Source organism: Lachnoclostridium phytofermentans ISDg (assembly GCF_000018685.1).
GTDB lineage: Bacteria > Bacillota > Clostridia > Lachnospirales > Lachnospiraceae > Lachnoclostridium > Lachnoclostridium phytofermentans.
The window spans coordinates 3031391-3049583 of sequence record NC_010001.1; the positions used below are offsets into that span (position 1 = coordinate 3031391).

Genomic DNA, 18193 nt, shown 5'->3' on the forward strand with positions numbered 1-18193 from the left:
TTTATACGATATTTCTAATGTTATTTTTTGTTAATTTTATCCTTTTATTCACATCGTAGCATTTCCTTTTTTAAACGCTTAATTATCTTCTTCTCCAAACGAGAAATATAAGACTGCGAAATCCCTAGCATATCTGCCACTTCTTTTTGTGTACGTTCGTTACCATCTGCAGTGTTTAAACCAAATCGTAACGAAACTATAATTTTTTCACGGTCATTTAATTTAGAAAGTGCTCTACCAAGGAGTTTCTTATCGACTTCGTCTTCTATGTTTTTGTATATTACATCTTCCTCCGTACCAAGGATATCAGACAATAACAATTCATTACCGTCCCAATCTACATTAAGCGGCTCATCAATAGATACCTCAAGCTTTGTTTTACTATTTCTACGTAAATACATCAGGATTTCATTTTCGATGCAACGAGAGGCATAAGTAGCCAATTTAATATTTTTATCCGGATTAAACGTGTTTATCGCCTTAATTAGCCCAATCGTCCCTATTGAGATTAAATCCTCTACCCCTACGCCTGTATTATCAAATTTTTTTGCTATGTAAACTACCAGCCTTAAGTTATGTTCTACTAGTAATGATTTCGCCTCCACATCATCCGGTGTACCAAGTTTCATAATTGCATCTGCTTCTCTCTTGGCATCCAAAGGAGCCGGCAAAACTTCAGCACCCCCAATATAGTGAATTTCCCCTTTTTTCTTCAAGAATAACTCACGAAAACTTGGTATCATACGGAACTGAAATTTATTTTGGATTGTGATTTTTAATAGCATCTTGGCAAGCTCCCTTCTCATTTTCCCATTTGACTTTCCTGTCCACCTATAATCCCCAAAAGATCTGTATGTAACAATACCTGATAGGCCTCCCGATTTGCAAATCCTTGATTTGACAAAGCAGCGACAACTTCATGATTACAGATACAGTCATTTGAATTACTTATAATAATCTTCTTCAATCGGATTCCAAATAAAAGACCGTTATGTTTACCAACAGAACTATACGGAATAACGCGAATACGATTTGGATGTAATTCCTTTAATTGATTCATTTCTTTCTCTAATAGTTTTTCATCCACGACTATTACTGGTTTTCCGGAAACCGGATCTCTTAACGAGTTCCCTGTATCCATTAATCCCTTGCACAAAATAGGCTCATCCTCTATGTAGAGCTCTACTGAGTACAACTCTTCTTCCTTCTTTCTATTTTGCCTCCATATTATACAGACGAAGCTAAAAAGCAACAAAGTAATGATAGTGATGATGACAATCGTAGCAGTCCTCTTCTCTCCTTGTAATAACTCTTGATACATGAGATTTAAGTAATATCTTGTTTGGGTATTTAGATAAAGTGAATTCACCATTCCTCCAAGAACAAAGGTGGTTATTAGTAATACAAGATAATTACTTATAAATGCACGCTTATTTTGGACTCCAAAAGTAATCATAGTCATAAGAAAGCCAGTCAATCCATAACCTATGAGCAGATATAAAAAAATATCTGACATAAAATATATATTGACCAAACACGATAATGCGGCACCAGCAATAGAACCAAGAACTAATCGATATAGTTTTCCTTCCTGGCGGCGCAATCTTTTCACAATGATTAATAAAACTAGATCCATAACAAAGTTAACAATAAAGAGTACATCGATATATACTTCGAGTTGCAATGTTCACCCCGCCTCCATTTACTGGTTTTATTATACCGAATATGCTTGGAATATTTTGTTGTAATGTGGTATTTATCACAAAGAATTCATTTCCCATATTTTTTAACTTTCGATATTATTCGGCTTAAATAACCAGAAAAAATAAAAAACGGAATTAAAGCGCAAAAAAGCCTTTCAAGCGAACCTGGTATTTTGTCGCTTAAAAGGCATTTTTTTAAATGTATGACATGCACAATGCAAATTATTTATTTCTATTTTTTTGTAAAAACTCAGGTATCTTAATTCCACCTGACTCAGAAGGCGCATTACTAACTTGTCCAAAACTCTGATTAGTATAATTGTTTGGTTGTGGTTGTCTCACATAACTATTAGTATTAGTATTTGTATTTGTATTTGTATTTATCTGTGGATTAGTCACTGGCTTATTATATGTAGGCAGTGTTCCTGATGCAATACCTACTTTATTTGTAGTTGGTGCATCATTTCTCATAAAGCTTGGAGTCTTTACTTGATTCTTACTCCCCTTTTCCTCAAGACCTGTTGCGATAACAGTAATGACAGCCTGATCTGGGACTGATTCATCATACATCGCACCAAAGATAATATTTGCTGAATCTCCGGCCAGTTCCTGAACAAATGTTGCAGCTTCATTCGCTTCGATAAGACTAAGGTCACCAGAAATATTGATAATTACATGACTAGCGCCTTCAATGGTAGTTTCTAGTAACGGACTTGTGATAGCCTGTTTTACAGCTTCTGTACACTTATCATCACCGGTAGCTATACCGATTCCAATGTGTGCGATGCCCTTATCTTTCATAACTGTCTGAACGTCAGCAAAGTCAAGATTAATAAGTCCTGGTACATTAATAAGGTCTGTAATACCCTGCACACCCTGTTGCAATACCTCATCTGCTTTTCTTAAAGCATCTGGCATTGTAGTACGTCTGTCAACTATTTCTAATAATTTATCATTCGGAATGACGATTAAAGTATCAACACTTTCTTTTAACTTCTCAATGCCATTCACCGCATTATTCATACGTTGTTTTGCTTCAAACTTAAATGGCTTAGTCACAATACCTACTGTAAGAATTCCCATGCTTTTTGCAATAGAAGCAACAACTGGTGCAGCACCTGTTCCAGTACCACCACCCATTCCGCAGGTTACGAACACCATATCAGAACCTTTGATAATTTCGGTTAATTCTTCCCTACTTTCCTCTGCTGCCTTTTCACCAACCTCAGGCTGTGCTCCAGCTCCAAGTCCTTTGGTAAGTTTCTCACCAATTTGTACACATTGAGGAGCCTTACAATTTTTTAAGTGCTGCTTGTCCGTATTTACACAAACAAATTCAACACCCAATATATTTTCTTCAATCATACGGTTTACCGCATTATTACCTGCTCCACCAACTCCAATTACAAGTATCTTTGCAGCAGAATCCGATTCATTCATTCTTATCTCAAGCAAGGTAGTTCCTCCTTTTTCATCATCCTTCTATTTTCATCATAGTGACTCCTAGTCACGTACTGCAGATTGATGTTTTTCCTGCTGAATTTTGCAAGTACAACATATTGTGTCATACCGCTTCCAATATAATTATTCTATACTATATAATATCTATAAATTAAGAAAATATCAAGTAGTATTTACAATTTTTATACAAAAATGTATTTAATTTAATGGTTTTGAAATTATATTTTTAACTTAATTGAAAATTCAAAATCCACCCTATACCCTGACCACTGGAATTTAGTCTACAAGGTGGTATTTACTCTTTCTTTTCACCAATTATATTCTTATTATTCTTGCTATAGTTTTTCATATCAATACTTTTTAGTTTTTTATCTCCAGCAGCTTCCAGTATATTTTTAAGAGCTGCTAGTTGCTCATCATAAAATTCTTTTCGTCCTAATGAGACTTCAATACCATCTGAGGTTAAGGTTAATTCATACTCAGAATTGAATCTCATCGCATCAATTGGTAATTCATTCTTCTTAATCAGTTTCGTAACATTTAAGATAGTCTCAAATAAACCTTCTTTTTGAACCTCAAGCTTTTCATGTAATACTAATTTATTAAATTTTAGCCCTGTAACTTGCGGAATATCTTCTAATTTATCTTTTGTGCTTTCCACAACAATACCATCCATATCAAAATACAGGTAGCTACCCATCATTTCAACACAGCCTACTACCATCTTTTCATATACAGTGACATGAATCGTATTGCGATTCTCCATAGAAACCACTACTTTTTGCACAAAAGGTATAGAAACAGGTTCACTAAAACGCTGTCTAAGATAATAAAATAAGGTAATTTGATCCGTCTTTTTCGTTATCAATCGGTTTTTTATTTCCTCTTCTGTATATCTTGTAGAACCTTCTACGATAACATTTTCTAAACGAAAATTCATAAATAGGACAATTACCGCAATCAATATAATAAGAAGTATCGCTAGTTTTATAATTAATGCTGGACTTCGCTTCCTTCTTACCTTCCTTTGTAGTTGCCTTACCATAGAAAGTAACCTCCAACTTATTTATTTACACTAATCCCATGTTTGCTAAGTAGGCATTGTGAAGTTTAGAATTTCTCAGGCGGCATCTTTCGTCGCCCTAGAAATTCTCTTCACACTTAAAACCATGCCCACTTAGTAGGCCGGAAGTCTGTGCCAAGGATTACGCAGACACAAACTGCTGTGAAACTTAGAAATTCTTAGTCAGCGTATTTTGCTGGCTTAGAATTACTTTTTACACTTGTAACATTCGAATATTTGCATTTAAGTTTCGCAAGTCCTTACAGATATCAACATACCCTCGTTCTACGTACTCTGTATTACGAATCACAGTAATTCCTTCTGCTGTTAATCCTGCAATGATTAATGCTGCACCGCCACGCAAATCTTTAGCAACAACTTCCGTACCCTTTAATTTTCTTAATCCCTGAACAATTGCTCTTTTTTCTTCTATATTAATGAGGGATCCCATGCGATTTAATTCCTCAACAACATTGAAACGAGCTTCAAATATACGCTCCTCGATTACACTCTCACCGTAGGATACTGACATTAGACTTAAAAACTGTGATTGCATATCGGTTGGGAATCCTGGAAATGGCTCTGTAATGATAATGCCTGGTGATTGTAAAACGCCACTCCTTTTAATAAATGCTTTATTTTCCCGAAGATCAATCACACATCCCATCTTTCGAAGCACATAGATAACTTCTGCCAAATCTCGTTCAATTACGCCATGAATCACGGCATACCCTGACGCTGCAGCTACTGCAGTCAAATATGTTCCTGCAACAATGCGATCTGGTGGAACTTGATAGCTTGTATCATGTAACTCATCTACCCCTTCGATACGTAAACAAGACGTACCTAATCCAGAAATTTTGGCACCAGACTGAATTAGAAACTCACATAATGCAGTAATTTCTGGCTCTCTTGCTGCATTCACTATTTCCGTAATTCCCTCAGCTAAAACAGCTGCCAGTAAAACATTTTCAGTAGCCCCAACACTTGGTGATGGAAACTCTATTCTTGTACCCCGTAGTCTTAAGACACTACAAGTGAGGACATTATCTTCATCCTCTAAAACTACGCCCATCTTCTCGAGTGAATTTATATGGATATCAATCGGTCTTTTACCAATGGTACATCCTCCCGGATACGAGATTACTGCTTGTTTGTTTCTGCTAAGTAGCGCACCTAAAAATAGAATGGACGCGCGAGTTTTCTTGGCAGTTTCCCCTGTGACCGGAATCGGATTCGCATTCGTAGCATCTATGATTAAAGTGCTGTTGTCCCATTTCACTTGACATCCCATATCCTCCATAACAAGGAGCATGTCACAAACATCAGAGATACATGGACAATCCTTTAATACAGTAACACCTGCATGCAAAAGAGAGGCTGCTAGGATTGGTAAAACGGCATTTTTAGAACCCTGTATAGAAACTTCTCCATAGAGAGAAGACAAACCTGAAACTACAACGGAAGACATAGTCATACCTCGAAATAGAAATACACTACTATCATATGCGATATCTTCCGATCGGTTACAGCATTAATAAGCCCTCCGTTGTCTAGAAGAATCAACGTTCATGTTCAATTTTATTTGAAACGCTAAGTACAAGCCCCATCTCAACCAATAAGACTACCAGAGAACTACCACCATAACTGATAAATGGTAATGGGATACCAGTCGCCGGAATACTATTTGTAACAACCGCCACATTGATTAATACTTGGACTGCAATATGTGTAAGTACACCGGTTGCTATTAAGCCACCGTAGAGATCAGGTGCATTAATTGCAATCGTAAACAATCTCCATATCAACAGTAAAAATAGCATAATAACTGCAATTGCTCCAAACATACCAAGTTCTTCACAGATTACGGAAAATATCATATCATTGTGCGCCTCTGGTATGAAGCCTAACTTTTGCATACTATTTCCTAATCCTTTTCCAAATAAACCGCCAGATGCTATCGCATATAAACCTTGTAAAATCTGATATCCTTTTGGATGAGTTTCTACATTACGCCATACTTCAACACGTTCTCCTCGGTAAGAAACACCGAAGACCAAAAACGAACCAGCGACAATAAATAAGATACCAGCTATAACAAAGTAACCTTTCTTTCTACTGGCTACAAAACAGATTGAAACCATGATAGCAGCAATAATTAATGCTGTACTAAAGTTTTCTACTACTACAAGTGCAAGCAGTGGACCTACAAAGGCTACCACTCGAACGAAACCGAAGAAGTTGTCAAGCCGCCTCGGCGCTAACTGAACTATGTATGCAGTAAATAATACTACACATATCTTTGTTAACTCGGAGGGTTGGAATTTTCCAAGACCTCCGAGAGAAATCCATCTTTGAGAACCACCTGTTGCTTCTCCGAAGATTAATACTACAGTTTGCAACAAAATACAGAGGAAAAACAGCAACGTTATCGGTCGTATTTTTATGATTGGTAGTCTCTTAATATAAATACGGTAATCTATCTTTGATACGATAATCATTATAGGAATACCAGCTATTGCAAAAAGCATTTGCCTACGTAAAAATTTCGTGGAATCATCATAATACTTCGCTGCATTGTACGAACTGGTACTATAAATCATCACTAAGCCGAAGCATACTAAGAATATAATCAGAAACAGTAGACTATAGTCATAGTAATTTTTCGTCCTTCTCCTCTTGCCCTGTTCCATCTCTTCCCTGGTCAAATGCTTCACCTCACACTACTTATTCATCTTTTAACGCATGAACATATTCCTTGAATAACATACCGCGTTCTTCATAATCTTTAAACATTCCCCAGCTTGCACAACATGGAGATAATAATACAGTTTCCCCTACACCTGCGTGTTCCGCGCAAAAATCAACTGCCTCACTTAGACTGTCAACCAAGACTATATTCTTAACACCTAGTCTTTTTGCTGCATTTGCTATCTTCTCTCTTGTTTGACCAAGTAATACAAGATAGGTCACCTTATCATCAAATGCCTTAATCCAATCATCGTAGTCAGAATCCTTATCGTAACCGCCACCAATTAAAAGAGTTTTGGTCTGCATTGCTTTGATTGCTTGAATGGATGCATCTGGGTTTGTTCCTTTCGAATCATTGTAGTATTTCACTCCTCGTTTCGTAGTTACATACTCGATACGATGCTCCACTCCCCTAAATTTTGTAACTGCTTCGCGAATAAAATCCATTGGAACTTTTAAGGCAATTGCAATTCCCACGGCTGCCATGACATTTTCATAATTATGCTTGCCAATGATCTGTAATTCATTCACATCGCACACAACGCATTCTTTCTCATCATCTCGGTAAATAATATGATTCTCTCGAAGAAACAATCCTCTCTCAAGTTCTCTTACACTTGAAAACCATAGAATCGTAGCAGGAATTCTCCCACTTACAGTTCGAAGATAGGAATCCTCATAATTCAAAATACAGGTATCTTCTTTTGTTTGGTTCTTTGTTATATTTACCTTGGCTTCAATATATGCTTCCATCGTATGATGGCGATTTAAGTGGTCTGGCGTGATATTTAAAATAGCAGAAACGTCTGGTCTAAAAGTTTCAATAGTTTCTAATTGAAAACTACTCATTTCTGCAACTGTAACAGAATCGTTTTCTGTATTTTTAACCATCTGAGTATATGGAACCCCGATATTTCCAACGACGAAAACACTTTTATAATAGGTTTTCATAATCTCACCTACTAAAGTTGTCGTCGATGTCTTACCGTTCGTTCCTGTAATGGCAGCTATCTTACCCTTCGAAAAGTTATAAGCGAGTTCAACTTCACCAATGATTGGTATCTCCGCACTCTTAAGTTCTTTCACATAATCTAAATCTGTTGGAACCCCGGGACTTAATACAACCACATCAAGTTCGGATTTTAGTTCAGATGATAATCCTCCGAGTATGATGTCCCCTTTATAATCTATAGGTAGTTTCTTGCTAATTTCTTCTTTGTTTATTTCTTCGTTTGCGTCATAAAGAATGGTTTGTGCCCCCTCCTGTGATAGTAATTCTATCGCAGAGATACCACTTTTTCCGGCACCAACAACCAATACTTTTTTACCAAGGAAATTCATATTTATCTCCATTCTGCAGCCATCTGCAAATTTGTGTGACAGCTATGTGCCAGGCGCACAAATATTTGCAAATTGAATTGTTTACAATTCTATATGTGAAAGATTCATTCTTTCACATTAATGCCTCTTTTTTACATAAAATCAATCTTCCTAATTATAGGCTATTCCAAATATAAAATCAAGTCGCTGTTCATCTTGATCATATCCCCCTCTAGTGGGAATTGCTCTTTCACAATTTCACCTTCCCCAAGGTAAGTAACCTCATCAAAGGAATAATCTTTCAATTTTTTTGCCACTTCTGCTTTTGTTAGACCTACAAAATTCGGTACTTCAAATTTACCGATATTATATTCTTCCAACTCTTTTTCACTATAAGCAGGTTCTATACCTAAATACGGTAGAATATTATCAAAAACTTCTGCAACAACTGGTGCTGCGATGGTACCGCCATAGTAGATTCCTTCCGGTTCGTCAATCAAAACAATTGCCATTACCTGTGGATTATTAGCAGGAGCAAATCCAATAAATGAGGAAATATACTTTCCAGATCTTCTTGGAAGTTTTTCAGACGTTGCTGTTTTACCTCCAATACGAAAGCCTGGAATATATGCTCTTTTCCCTGTTCCATCTGCAACAACAGCTTCCAGTAACATCTTCATAGTTTCTGATGTTTCTTTTGATATCACATTCTCCGTTGTTTTGAACGTAAGTTCTTTGATAACAGTGCCTTCTGCATTCTGTATATTAACTCCAAAGTGAGGTGTTATTAAAGTTCCACCATTTACAATTGCACTTGCTGCGGTAAGTAGCTGTAGTGGTGTAATTTGAAAAGACTGACCAAATGACATGGTTGCTAATTCTACCGCACCTACATTATCAAGCTTATGTTTAATTGAGTTTGCTTCTCCTGGTAAGTCAACACCAGTTTTATTTGATAGCCCGAGGCGATCAAAATATTCATAAAACTTCGTCGCACCAACTCTTGCACCGATTTCCATAAATACTGGGTTACAGGAATTCTTAATACCCTGTACGAAATCCTCACTTCCGTGTCCGCCTGCCTTATGGCAGCGAATCCTTCTGTCCTCTACAATCTTAAAACCCGGGCAATAGAAGCGGTCTGTTAATCTTACAACCTTTTCTTCCAGCGCTGCCGTTGCTGTAACTATTTTAAAGGTGGAACCTGGCTCATACGTATCACTGATACATGGATTTCTCCACATATTATTGAGTATATTCGTTTTTTCTGTACTACTTAGCGTCACTCCCTCGTACTTTTGTTTTAATTCTTCATTCAAACTATATGGATTATTTAAATCAAACTCTGGCGTATTTGCCATTGCATAGATTTCACCAGTTTGCGGATTTAATACAATTAAGCTAACATTATTAGCGCCTTTTGCTTCCATTACTTTTGTAGCAGCTTGTTCCGCATATTTTTGTATATTTACATCTAAACTTAAATGAATACTATTTCCCGGAATCGGTTCGATGCGGTTTTCAGCAGCACCGTCAATTTCAATTCCATGTGCTGTAGTTAGGGTGAGAATCGTTCCATTAACTCCTTGAAGGTATGAATCATACTCTACCTCAAGGCCGATAATGCCCTGATTATCACTTCCAGTAAACCCGATAACCTTAGAAGCTAACGAGCCATATGGATAAAAACGTTTGTAATCTTCATCCACCATAACACCATCAAGGGATAGATTACGTATGTAGTCGGCTGTTTCTTTGTCAACGTTCGACTTGATTCGTTCTATCGAGGAATACTTCTCAACCCTCTTTCGAACAGTTTCCTCTGAAAGGTTCAAGGCATCGGATAAGGCTTTTATTACACCCTCCGGATCTTTAATCTGATTATGAATAACGGAAATGGTACTTACTGGCTTATTCGCAGCAATGATCGTACCATTTCTATCATATATTGTTCCTCTCTCAGCTTTAATGCTTCGTTCTCTTTCATGTAACTGCCTAGCCTTGATGGCATAATTTTCTGAAGCTGCTACCATGAGATAAAATAATCTTCCGCAAAGATAGCAAGCGATAAAAAACACAGCGATAACAATAATTGTTATATTTTTTCGGTTAAATGATTTATACCGTTGCATACGACTCCAAAATGATTTTAATTCATTTCTATTTTATTATTGTATGCTCGTTGTTATGATTGTTTTCCTTTATTCTTAATATTTTCCAACCTGTTTCTTGATACTAATTTGCTATATCATCTGGAATAGCATCTGCCTCAGACTCATCAAAACCAACATAATCATTTTCACCATTTTTTCCTTGATTTCCTTGCTCTCCTTGCTGGCCTTCTCCTGGTTGTCCCTCTTCCCCATCCTTAATTACAGGAAGGTCCACTTTGTAATCGATTTCACCTTCTGGATATACTTCAAGAAACGGCAAGATATCCTTAAGGATTTGACTTGTTAGTGTTGTTGCAACCGTACTGCTTGCCTTCTTTGCTTCATCGTGAACTTCATCAATTACCACATATATTACTACTTGTGGATCATCAGTGGGTACACATCCAATAAAGGAAACGACATATTTTTTCGAAGTACGAGGAAGTTTTTGTGCAGTTCCTGTTTTTCCGCCAACCAGATATCCTTCCACCTGTGCCGGCTTCGCAGTTCCGTCGTGTACTGTTAAATACATAGCTTCACGAATGAATTCCGAAGTTTCAGCTGAAACTGTCTCATTGATAGGATATTGTTCTTTCTCATCAACCGTTGTCCCTTGGTCAGTAACGATTTCTTTCACAACATGAGGTTGATAGTAATGTCCTCCATTTACTAAGGAAGCGAATCCTGCCACCATCTGAATCATAGTAACATTAAAACCTTGACCAAAACTATTGGTAGCTAGCTCGGTAACATGTAACTTATCCTCAGAAATTAAGATACCCGCTGACTCACCCGGAAGATCTATCCCTGTTTTCTTGCCAAAAAAGAAATGATCTTGGTAAGTACTAAATAAAGACGCTCCCTCTTTCTCACCAATCGCCATCATGGATGGGTTACAAGACTTCATTAAAGACTGTGCAAGTGTTACCGTTCCATGCCTTGCATTACACCTGATGTTATAACCCCCTACTCGTAATACACCATTACACTGAAACGTTGTTTCTGGTGTAACCAAATGTTCTTCTAGAGCAGATGCTACGGTAAAAGGTTTAAAAGTGGACCCTGGCTCAAAAGTATCACTGATACTAAAATTACGCCACATCGTATTTAATGCCTTTTCTTTATCTTCCTCACTCATTGAGGCAACCTCAACCTCATCATAATACGCAGATAAATCGTAAGGATTATTTAAATCAAATCCAAAGTTAGTAGCCATAGCATAGATTTCCCCATTGTTTGGGTTAGAAACCATAACGCTTACATTATTTGCTCCGATTTCTTCTTGAAATTTTTTAATATGCTCCTCAACGATACGCTGTATATTAGTATCTATTGTTGATACAATAGTATAACCATTGATAGCTTCTTTTCTTGTTCTTGTAAGATTTAATTCAGAGTCATAAAATCCATATATTCTACCATTGGTTCCATTTAAACTACTGTTATAATATTCCTCAATCCCCCAAGTACCAACATCTCCTGCACTGGTATAACCGATGACTTGGGATGCGAGACTTCCATATGGATAGATTCTTTTATATTCTTCTTCAAACCATACACCTTTAATTTTCTTATTATCTTTTTGTAAATTCTCAAATTGGTCCACCACATCAATTGATACTTGCTTTAGCAATCTTTGATAAGAACTTGTTGATTTTTCATGGATTAACGATGTGACTTCTGCTGTATCTACTCCAAATACACTGCTTAGCGCCTCAACTGTTGGGTTTAAATATTCCTCATCAGTTAAGATTACCTTTGGCTCAATGATAACGTTATATACTTTATCACTAGAAGCTAAAACAACACCATTGCGGTCTAGAATACTCCCTCTTTGATAAGGAATTGTAGAACTTAAGAAGGTTTGTTGAGAAAGTACCCTTTTTTCATATCGCTCTTGATCCCTATTGTTAAGAAATACTAGGCGTGCGATAATAGCAATCATCGCACAAAGGATCATAAAAAACACAAACAACAATTTTGATTGCATATAGCCTTTGAATTTCTTTACCTTTGCTTTTTCTCTCTGCCTTGCCATTTTAACCTCAATTCTTTTGCATTTTTTCAAGTGTTGGAATACAACGTGCTATCTTCTTTGTATCTCACATCGTATCGGCACAATTTTATTTGAAAACATGACTATCATGATATTAGTACGAACTTCCTATCTAGTCAACAAGACATATGGACTAGATGGAGATTCCAAAACTCTAATCAAAGCGGATATTCGCGATCTGCTTATGCTACTTGCCCATAACCTGAAAAATTAAAAAGCAAGCAGTACGCCACCCGCTTTGATAATTTAGTCAAATGCGCATTGTCGTTTCCCACTTGCTCGCTTTCTATCTTTAAGGCAAGATACGGTCTAATAATGATCCCGTCTCTGCATCCGGTATATCCTTATGTTGTCTTACGTATCCCGTCTCACTATCTTTATACGGAATGATTTCATTATGATTTGGATGAACCATACCAAGCTCAGAAACAGCAATACGATAAACTTCGTTTAAGTCTACCTCTGGTCTTATACTTGCTTCTACTGCATCATTCTTATCCTTAAGTTTTGTTAATTGATTGGTTAACGAAACTACCTGCTTATCCAATTGCACGCTCTTTGATTGTGCTTCTAAATAGCTAAAGCAAGAATAAAGTGTAGCTACAATTGCTAAGGTCAAAAAGGTCATGGATATAAAGTCAATCCCACGAGTAACTCTAGGTTTTCTACTTGGCCTACTCTTCGGTTGATTATTTGGTGTTCTCTGCGGTACCCTAGGCTCTCTTCTTAGTGGTTCTTCATAACGATTATAATCTCGTTCCGGTGCTACCGATAATTTGCGTGCAGTACTTCCTGATACATAGGAGGTTTGATTATAATATTGTCTTTTTTTCGCGTCCATGCTGACTCCTCACTTTCATCATTTTTCCTCCATGATTGCGCATGCTATGCGCATATTCGAAGAGAAAGATATCTTTTTTAAAATTTCTTTCCTCTTTCTTTGGCAACTTATCGGTTCTATTCATGTTTTTCAAATACCCTAAGCTTAGCACTCTTAGATCTTTTGTTATATTCCAATTCCTGTTCACTTGGTAGGATTGGTTTCTTCGTAATATGAATTCCTTTTGGCTTTCTATTACATACACAAACTGGAAAGTTTGGAGGGCACACACAAGGATTTTCATTCTTACGAAATGCTGCTTTCACAATTCTATCTTCTAAGGAATGAAAGGTGATAATGCTCAATCTACCGTCCTCTTTCAGTAAATCAATCATATCTTCTAAGGTATTGGTTAATACCTCAAGTTCATGATTAAGCTCGATTCGAATCGCCTGAAAGGTTTTTTTGGCTGGATGTCCGGTATTCATCCGAATCTTCATCGGAATTGCCGCTTTTATAGCTTCCGTCAATTCATCCGTAGTTTCAAGTGGCTTCTCACTTCTCATTCGTACTATATGCTTTGCAATGTTTTTTGCAAACTTATCTTCACCATAATCCCTAATGATGCGATAGATTTCTTGCTCACTGTATTCATTCACAATATCTCTTGCAGTTAGCGAATTACGGTTATCCATTCTCATATCAAGAGGCGCATTCTCTCTATAAGAAAATCCACGCTCCGGAGTATCAAGTTGATAAGAAGAAACTCCAAGGTCAAGTAATATACCATCCACCTTATCGATTCCTAAATCTTTCAGCACCTGCTTCATATTGCAGTAGTTACTTCTAACAATTGTAACTTGATCAGAGAATTCCGAAAGTCTCTTCCCTGCTGCTGCAATAGCATCTTCATCTTGATCAATCCCAATATATCTTCCTTTCGGAGAAAGACGCTTTAATACTTCATAAGCATGTCCACCACCGCCTAATGTACCATCCACATAAATACCATCTGGCTTTATGTTCAAGCTATCTATGGTTTCCTGTAATAAAACAGAAATATGCTTAAATTCTTTTTCTTCTAAACTCATGTTTTACTCCCATCTTCTTTAGAGGTTGTCCTTTTTTAAAGGTTTACCTACTAAAAGCTTAAGCCAAACTCGGACATATGATCTGCAATCTCATCCATATTGTCGTAGCTATTGCTTTCCCAACGTTCTTTACTCCAGATTTCGATTTTGCTTAAAACACCTACAAACACGATATCTTTATCGAGTCCGGCATGCTGCCTTAAGTTACCTGGTATTAGTATTCTACCCTGTTTGTCCACTTCGCAATCAGCTGCACCTGCCATAAAGTAACGTTGTAACTGTCTGGCTTCCTTATTTCCTGGAAGATTTTTCAGTTGTTCTACAAAATGTTGCCATTCTTCGTTTGGATACACAAATAAACAACCATCCAAACCTACGGTTACAACAAAGTGTTCTCCGAGAGAATCCCTAAATTTGGAAGGTACGATGATTCTGCCCTTGGCATCAATTATATGATTATATTCCCCCATGAACATGCTCATCACCTACCATTTTTTCTCCACTTCGTACCACTTTAAACTACTTTTCACCACTTTGTACCACTTATGAATACATTCTACCCCACTTTTTTGAAAAAATCAAGCCTTAATTCAAAAAATAAAGTGGCGGAAACACCTTATTTTCCAGTGTTTCCGCCACTTTTTGACCTATACTATATGTTGATAGAATCCTAACGTTTCTATCATTTTTTAACTATATCTAGCCTAAAGAATCGAACATAAGCTTACGCTTTTCTTAAGAACCTTTAAATTCTTTCAATTTTCTTTAAAAAATCGCTTTCTTCAACCATGAGCATAATTGTAATTTGCTCTATTTTTATCTATGATTTTTTTAGACGCACTCTTTTTATCAAAAGGAACAAACCCGCTATTACTACTAGTGCACCAGAAAGAAGCTGTGAAACCGCAAGTGGGGAACCCCATAAGAATAGTTGATCGGTACGTAACCCTTCAATCCAAAAACGACCAAGTCCATATCCTAACAAATATATTGTTACAAGTTCTCCATCAAACTTCTTATGTTTTGAGTAGAAAATAAGAAAAATTAATAAACACAGGTTCCATACAGATTCATATAAAAATGTTGGATGAACTGAAATATATTCAGTACCACCAATCCACTTGGTATTATCTCTAATTTCCAGGATGCGTTTTAATGCCTCAGGTTTACCTGCATATTGGGTGGTTAAACTTTGTAGTGACCTTGTATAATCTCCACCAACATGTTTTAAGTTTATTTGCATTGATAACAATCCATCATAATACATACCAAACGCTTCGCGATTAAAGAAATTTCCCCATCGTCCTATAATTTGTCCTATTAATAAACCAAAGATACTAGTATCTGCTAATAATCCAAAGTGTATCTTTTTTGCCTTACAATATATGATTCCAGTTAGTGCACCAGCAATGACTCCGCCATAAATCGCTAAACCACCACTGCGGATATCAAAAACACTTAAAAGATTATCTTTATAATCAGACCAGCTGAAAATTACATAATAAAGCCTTGCTCCAATGACAGATATGATAATTGCATAGAGAGCAAAATCAAGGTAAGTTTCGGGATTTTGTCCAGTCCTCTTTGCTTGCCATTGTGCAAGCAAAACGCCGAGCACCATACCAAGCGCAATTACCATCCCATAAAAAGCAATATCAATACCAAATATTTTAATTCCTGTTCCTAGATTATGAAATCCTATACCCAATTTTTGAAACAGTATGTCTGATTTTTGCAACGATCGTCACCACTTTCCTTATACATTGAAACGGAATAATACTACATCTCCATCCTGAACTACATACTCCTTGCCTTCAGAACGAACTAATCCCTTCTCCTTAGCTGAATTAAAACTGCCGCATCCCACTAAGTTATCATAGCTTACAATCTCTGCACGAATAAATCCACGTTCAAAATCGGTATGAATTTTTCCAGCTGCCTGTGGCGCCTTCATTCCCTTCGTAATAGTCCATGCTCTTGTTTCCTTTGGACCTGCGGTTAGATAACTAATCAATCCTAAGATATGATAACTTGCACGAATTAGTTTCTCCAAACCTGACTCAGTTAATCCAAGTTCTTCTAAGAACATTTTCTTTTCATCATCATCAAGCTCTGCGATTTCTTGTTCAATCTGAGCACAAATAACAAAAACTTCTGAGTTTTCATTTTTTGCGAACTCACGTACCTGTCCAACAAATTGATTATCCTTTGCATCATCTGCAAGTTCATCGTCTTTTACATTCGCAGCATAAATTACCGGTTTATAGGTTAATAAATTATAAGAAGATAACATCTCTAATTCTTCTTCATCCTCTGTTACAAAACCTTTTGCTAGTTTTCCGTCCTCAAGATGTGCTTTCAATCTTGTTAACAATTCAGCTTCTTTTGCTAACAACTTATCATTTTTAGCACCTTTTACTACCTTACTATTTCTTCTCTCTAAAATTTCAAGATCAGAGAAAATTAATTCTAAATTAATAGTCTCGATATCACGTAAAGGATCAACAGATCCATCCACATGAATAATGTTACCATCTTCAAAACAACGAACAACATGTACAATAGCATCTACTTCACGAATATTCGATAAGAACTGATTACCAAGTCCCTCTCCTTTTGATGCACCTTTTACTAATCCTGCAATATCTACAAACTCAATTGCAGCTGGTAAAATCTTTTCAGAATTATATAAATCAGATAAAACTTTAAGACGCACATCTGGAACCGGAACGATACCTATATTGGGGTCAATCGTACAGAACGGATAGTTTGCAGATTCCGCTCCTGCCTTTGTTAAAGAATTAAATAATGTACTTTTCCCTACGTTTGGTAAACCAACAATACCAAGTTTCATTTTATTACCTATACCTTTCATTTGTTTTTCTAGTGAAATTTATTCAAGAAAATAAAATCCATCGCGAACTTTTTCTTATAATGAATAAATATATTTTGCATTTCTTTCTTAAGTATCCTTCGACTCAACTACGATAAGAACTCCCTTATCAAATAAAATCTGTGCTTTTGCTTCTATGATTTCATTACTGACACCGATACTGGTCCCTTGCGTTAAGTGATAGTTCGTAAGTGGGTACTTAAACCCGAGAAGTGTTACTTCTGTGACTTCTTCCGTAAAAGGAAGTAAGGAAACATAAGTTGATTTCACCTCATTAGCAAGAAGCGTAATGCTTTCCTTTATCAGGTATATTTTATTATTTTTATCTATTAGATAAGCTTGTATCCCCTGACATAATAATTTATATAGCATATGAAGATTCGCAAGGGTATGGTCAAAACGACCTCCTGTTGCTCCAAGAATGAAAATACTCTTACATCCTTCTTCTACAGCTAAATCTACCGCAACCTCTGTATCAGTTGCATCTTTTTCAGGACATAAAGTTACTATCTTTACTTTAGATTCCTCTTGATACTCTTTTAGCAACTCCTGGGAGACTGTATCAAAATCACCTACGATATGAGTCGGAGTTATCTTAAGATTATGAAGATAAGATAACCCGTTATCAATTGCTATTATTCGGTCAAAAGAACCTTCTTCTAAAGTTTTCATCGCAACTTCTGGTGAAAATTCTCCACCCGCAATGATGAGAGCTTTCATATTAACGAACCTCCATGTTGATGCTTTCACCTCTATTTTGATGAAAACTAAAACTTTTATTACTCATAGGATTGCATAAAATAAAATGTATTTATCCAATTTTTATTTACACATTACTCATTTATATACTACCTATTTAACTATTATCCATTTAAATATTGC

General features: G+C 36.5%; 15 protein-coding genes. All 15 read right to left on the bottom strand.

Annotation, left to right across the window (positions count from 1 at the left end; translation table 11 throughout):
* Positions 1–44: 44 nt before the first annotated feature.
* Positions 45–785 (bottom strand): RNA polymerase sporulation sigma factor SigE, encoded by a 741-nt coding sequence (sigE, locus tag CPHY_RS12745; RefSeq protein ID WP_012200483.1) that lies wholly within the window; start codon positions 783–785, stop codon positions 45–47.
* Positions 786–802: 17 nt separating this feature from the next.
* Entirely contained in the window at positions 803–1684 is an 882-nt protein-coding gene (locus CPHY_RS12750) for a sigma-E processing peptidase SpoIIGA (RefSeq protein WP_012200484.1), read from the bottom strand.
* A 241-nt stretch (positions 1685–1925) separates the two neighbouring features.
* Positions 1926–3158, bottom strand: coding sequence for a cell division protein FtsZ (gene ftsZ / locus CPHY_RS12755; RefSeq protein WP_012200485.1), 1233 nt, complete (start codon positions 3156–3158; stop codon positions 1926–1928).
* Positions 3159–3459: 301 nt separating this feature from the next.
* Positions 3460–4209 carry a cell division protein FtsQ/DivIB gene (locus CPHY_RS12760; protein ID WP_012200486.1) on the bottom strand — a complete coding sequence of 250 codons (750 nt, stop codon included), beginning with the start codon at positions 4207–4209 and terminating at the stop codon, positions 3460–3462.
* Between the two features lie 232 nt (positions 4210–4441).
* Positions 4442–5698 (bottom strand): UDP-N-acetylglucosamine 1-carboxyvinyltransferase, encoded by a 1257-nt coding sequence (murA, locus tag CPHY_RS12765; RefSeq protein ID WP_012200487.1) that lies wholly within the window; start codon positions 5696–5698, stop codon positions 4442–4444.
* A gap of 91 nt (positions 5699–5789) precedes the next feature.
* Positions 5790–6920, bottom strand: coding sequence for an FtsW/RodA/SpoVE family cell cycle protein (locus tag CPHY_RS12770; RefSeq protein WP_012200488.1), 1131 nt, complete (start codon positions 6918–6920; stop codon positions 5790–5792).
* Positions 6921–6954: 34 nt separating this feature from the next.
* Positions 6955–8319 (bottom strand): UDP-N-acetylmuramoyl-L-alanine--D-glutamate ligase, encoded by a 1365-nt coding sequence (gene murD, locus CPHY_RS12775; protein WP_012200489.1) that lies wholly within the window; start codon positions 8317–8319, stop codon positions 6955–6957.
* A gap of 161 nt (positions 8320–8480) precedes the next feature.
* Positions 8481–10430 carry a penicillin-binding transpeptidase domain-containing protein gene (locus CPHY_RS12780; protein ID WP_012200490.1) on the bottom strand — a complete coding sequence of 650 codons (1950 nt, stop codon included), beginning with the start codon at positions 10428–10430 and terminating at the stop codon, positions 8481–8483.
* 103 nt (positions 10431–10533) lie between these two features.
* On the bottom strand, positions 10534–12489 hold the full coding sequence (locus tag CPHY_RS12785; protein WP_012200491.1) for a peptidoglycan D,D-transpeptidase FtsI family protein: 1956 nt from the start codon (positions 12487–12489) through the stop codon (positions 10534–10536).
* Positions 12490–12799: 310 nt separating this feature from the next.
* Positions 12800–13348: a septum formation initiator family protein gene (locus CPHY_RS12790; protein WP_012200492.1), complete on the bottom strand. Its 549-nt coding sequence runs from the start codon at positions 13346–13348 to the stop codon at positions 12800–12802.
* Between the two features lie 116 nt (positions 13349–13464).
* Positions 13465–14418: a 16S rRNA (cytosine(1402)-N(4))-methyltransferase RsmH gene (gene rsmH, locus CPHY_RS12795; protein ID WP_012200493.1), complete on the bottom strand. Its 954-nt coding sequence runs from the start codon at positions 14416–14418 to the stop codon at positions 13465–13467.
* Between the two features lie 50 nt (positions 14419–14468).
* Positions 14469–14894, bottom strand: coding sequence for a division/cell wall cluster transcriptional repressor MraZ (gene mraZ / locus CPHY_RS12800; protein WP_012200494.1), 426 nt, complete (start codon positions 14892–14894; stop codon positions 14469–14471).
* Between the two features lie 344 nt (positions 14895–15238).
* Positions 15239–16156, bottom strand: a complete 918-nt coding sequence (gene lgt, locus CPHY_RS12805; RefSeq protein WP_012200495.1) for a prolipoprotein diacylglyceryl transferase — start codon at positions 16154–16156, stop codon at positions 15239–15241.
* An 18-nt stretch (positions 16157–16174) separates the two neighbouring features.
* Positions 16175–17272: a redox-regulated ATPase YchF gene (gene ychF, locus CPHY_RS12810; protein ID WP_012200496.1), complete on the bottom strand. Its 1098-nt coding sequence runs from the start codon at positions 17270–17272 to the stop codon at positions 16175–16177.
* A 108-nt stretch (positions 17273–17380) separates the two neighbouring features.
* Entirely contained in the window at positions 17381–18031 is a 651-nt protein-coding gene (locus CPHY_RS12815) for a thiamine diphosphokinase (RefSeq protein ID WP_012200497.1), read from the bottom strand.
* Between the last annotated feature and the right edge of the window lie 162 nt (positions 18032–18193).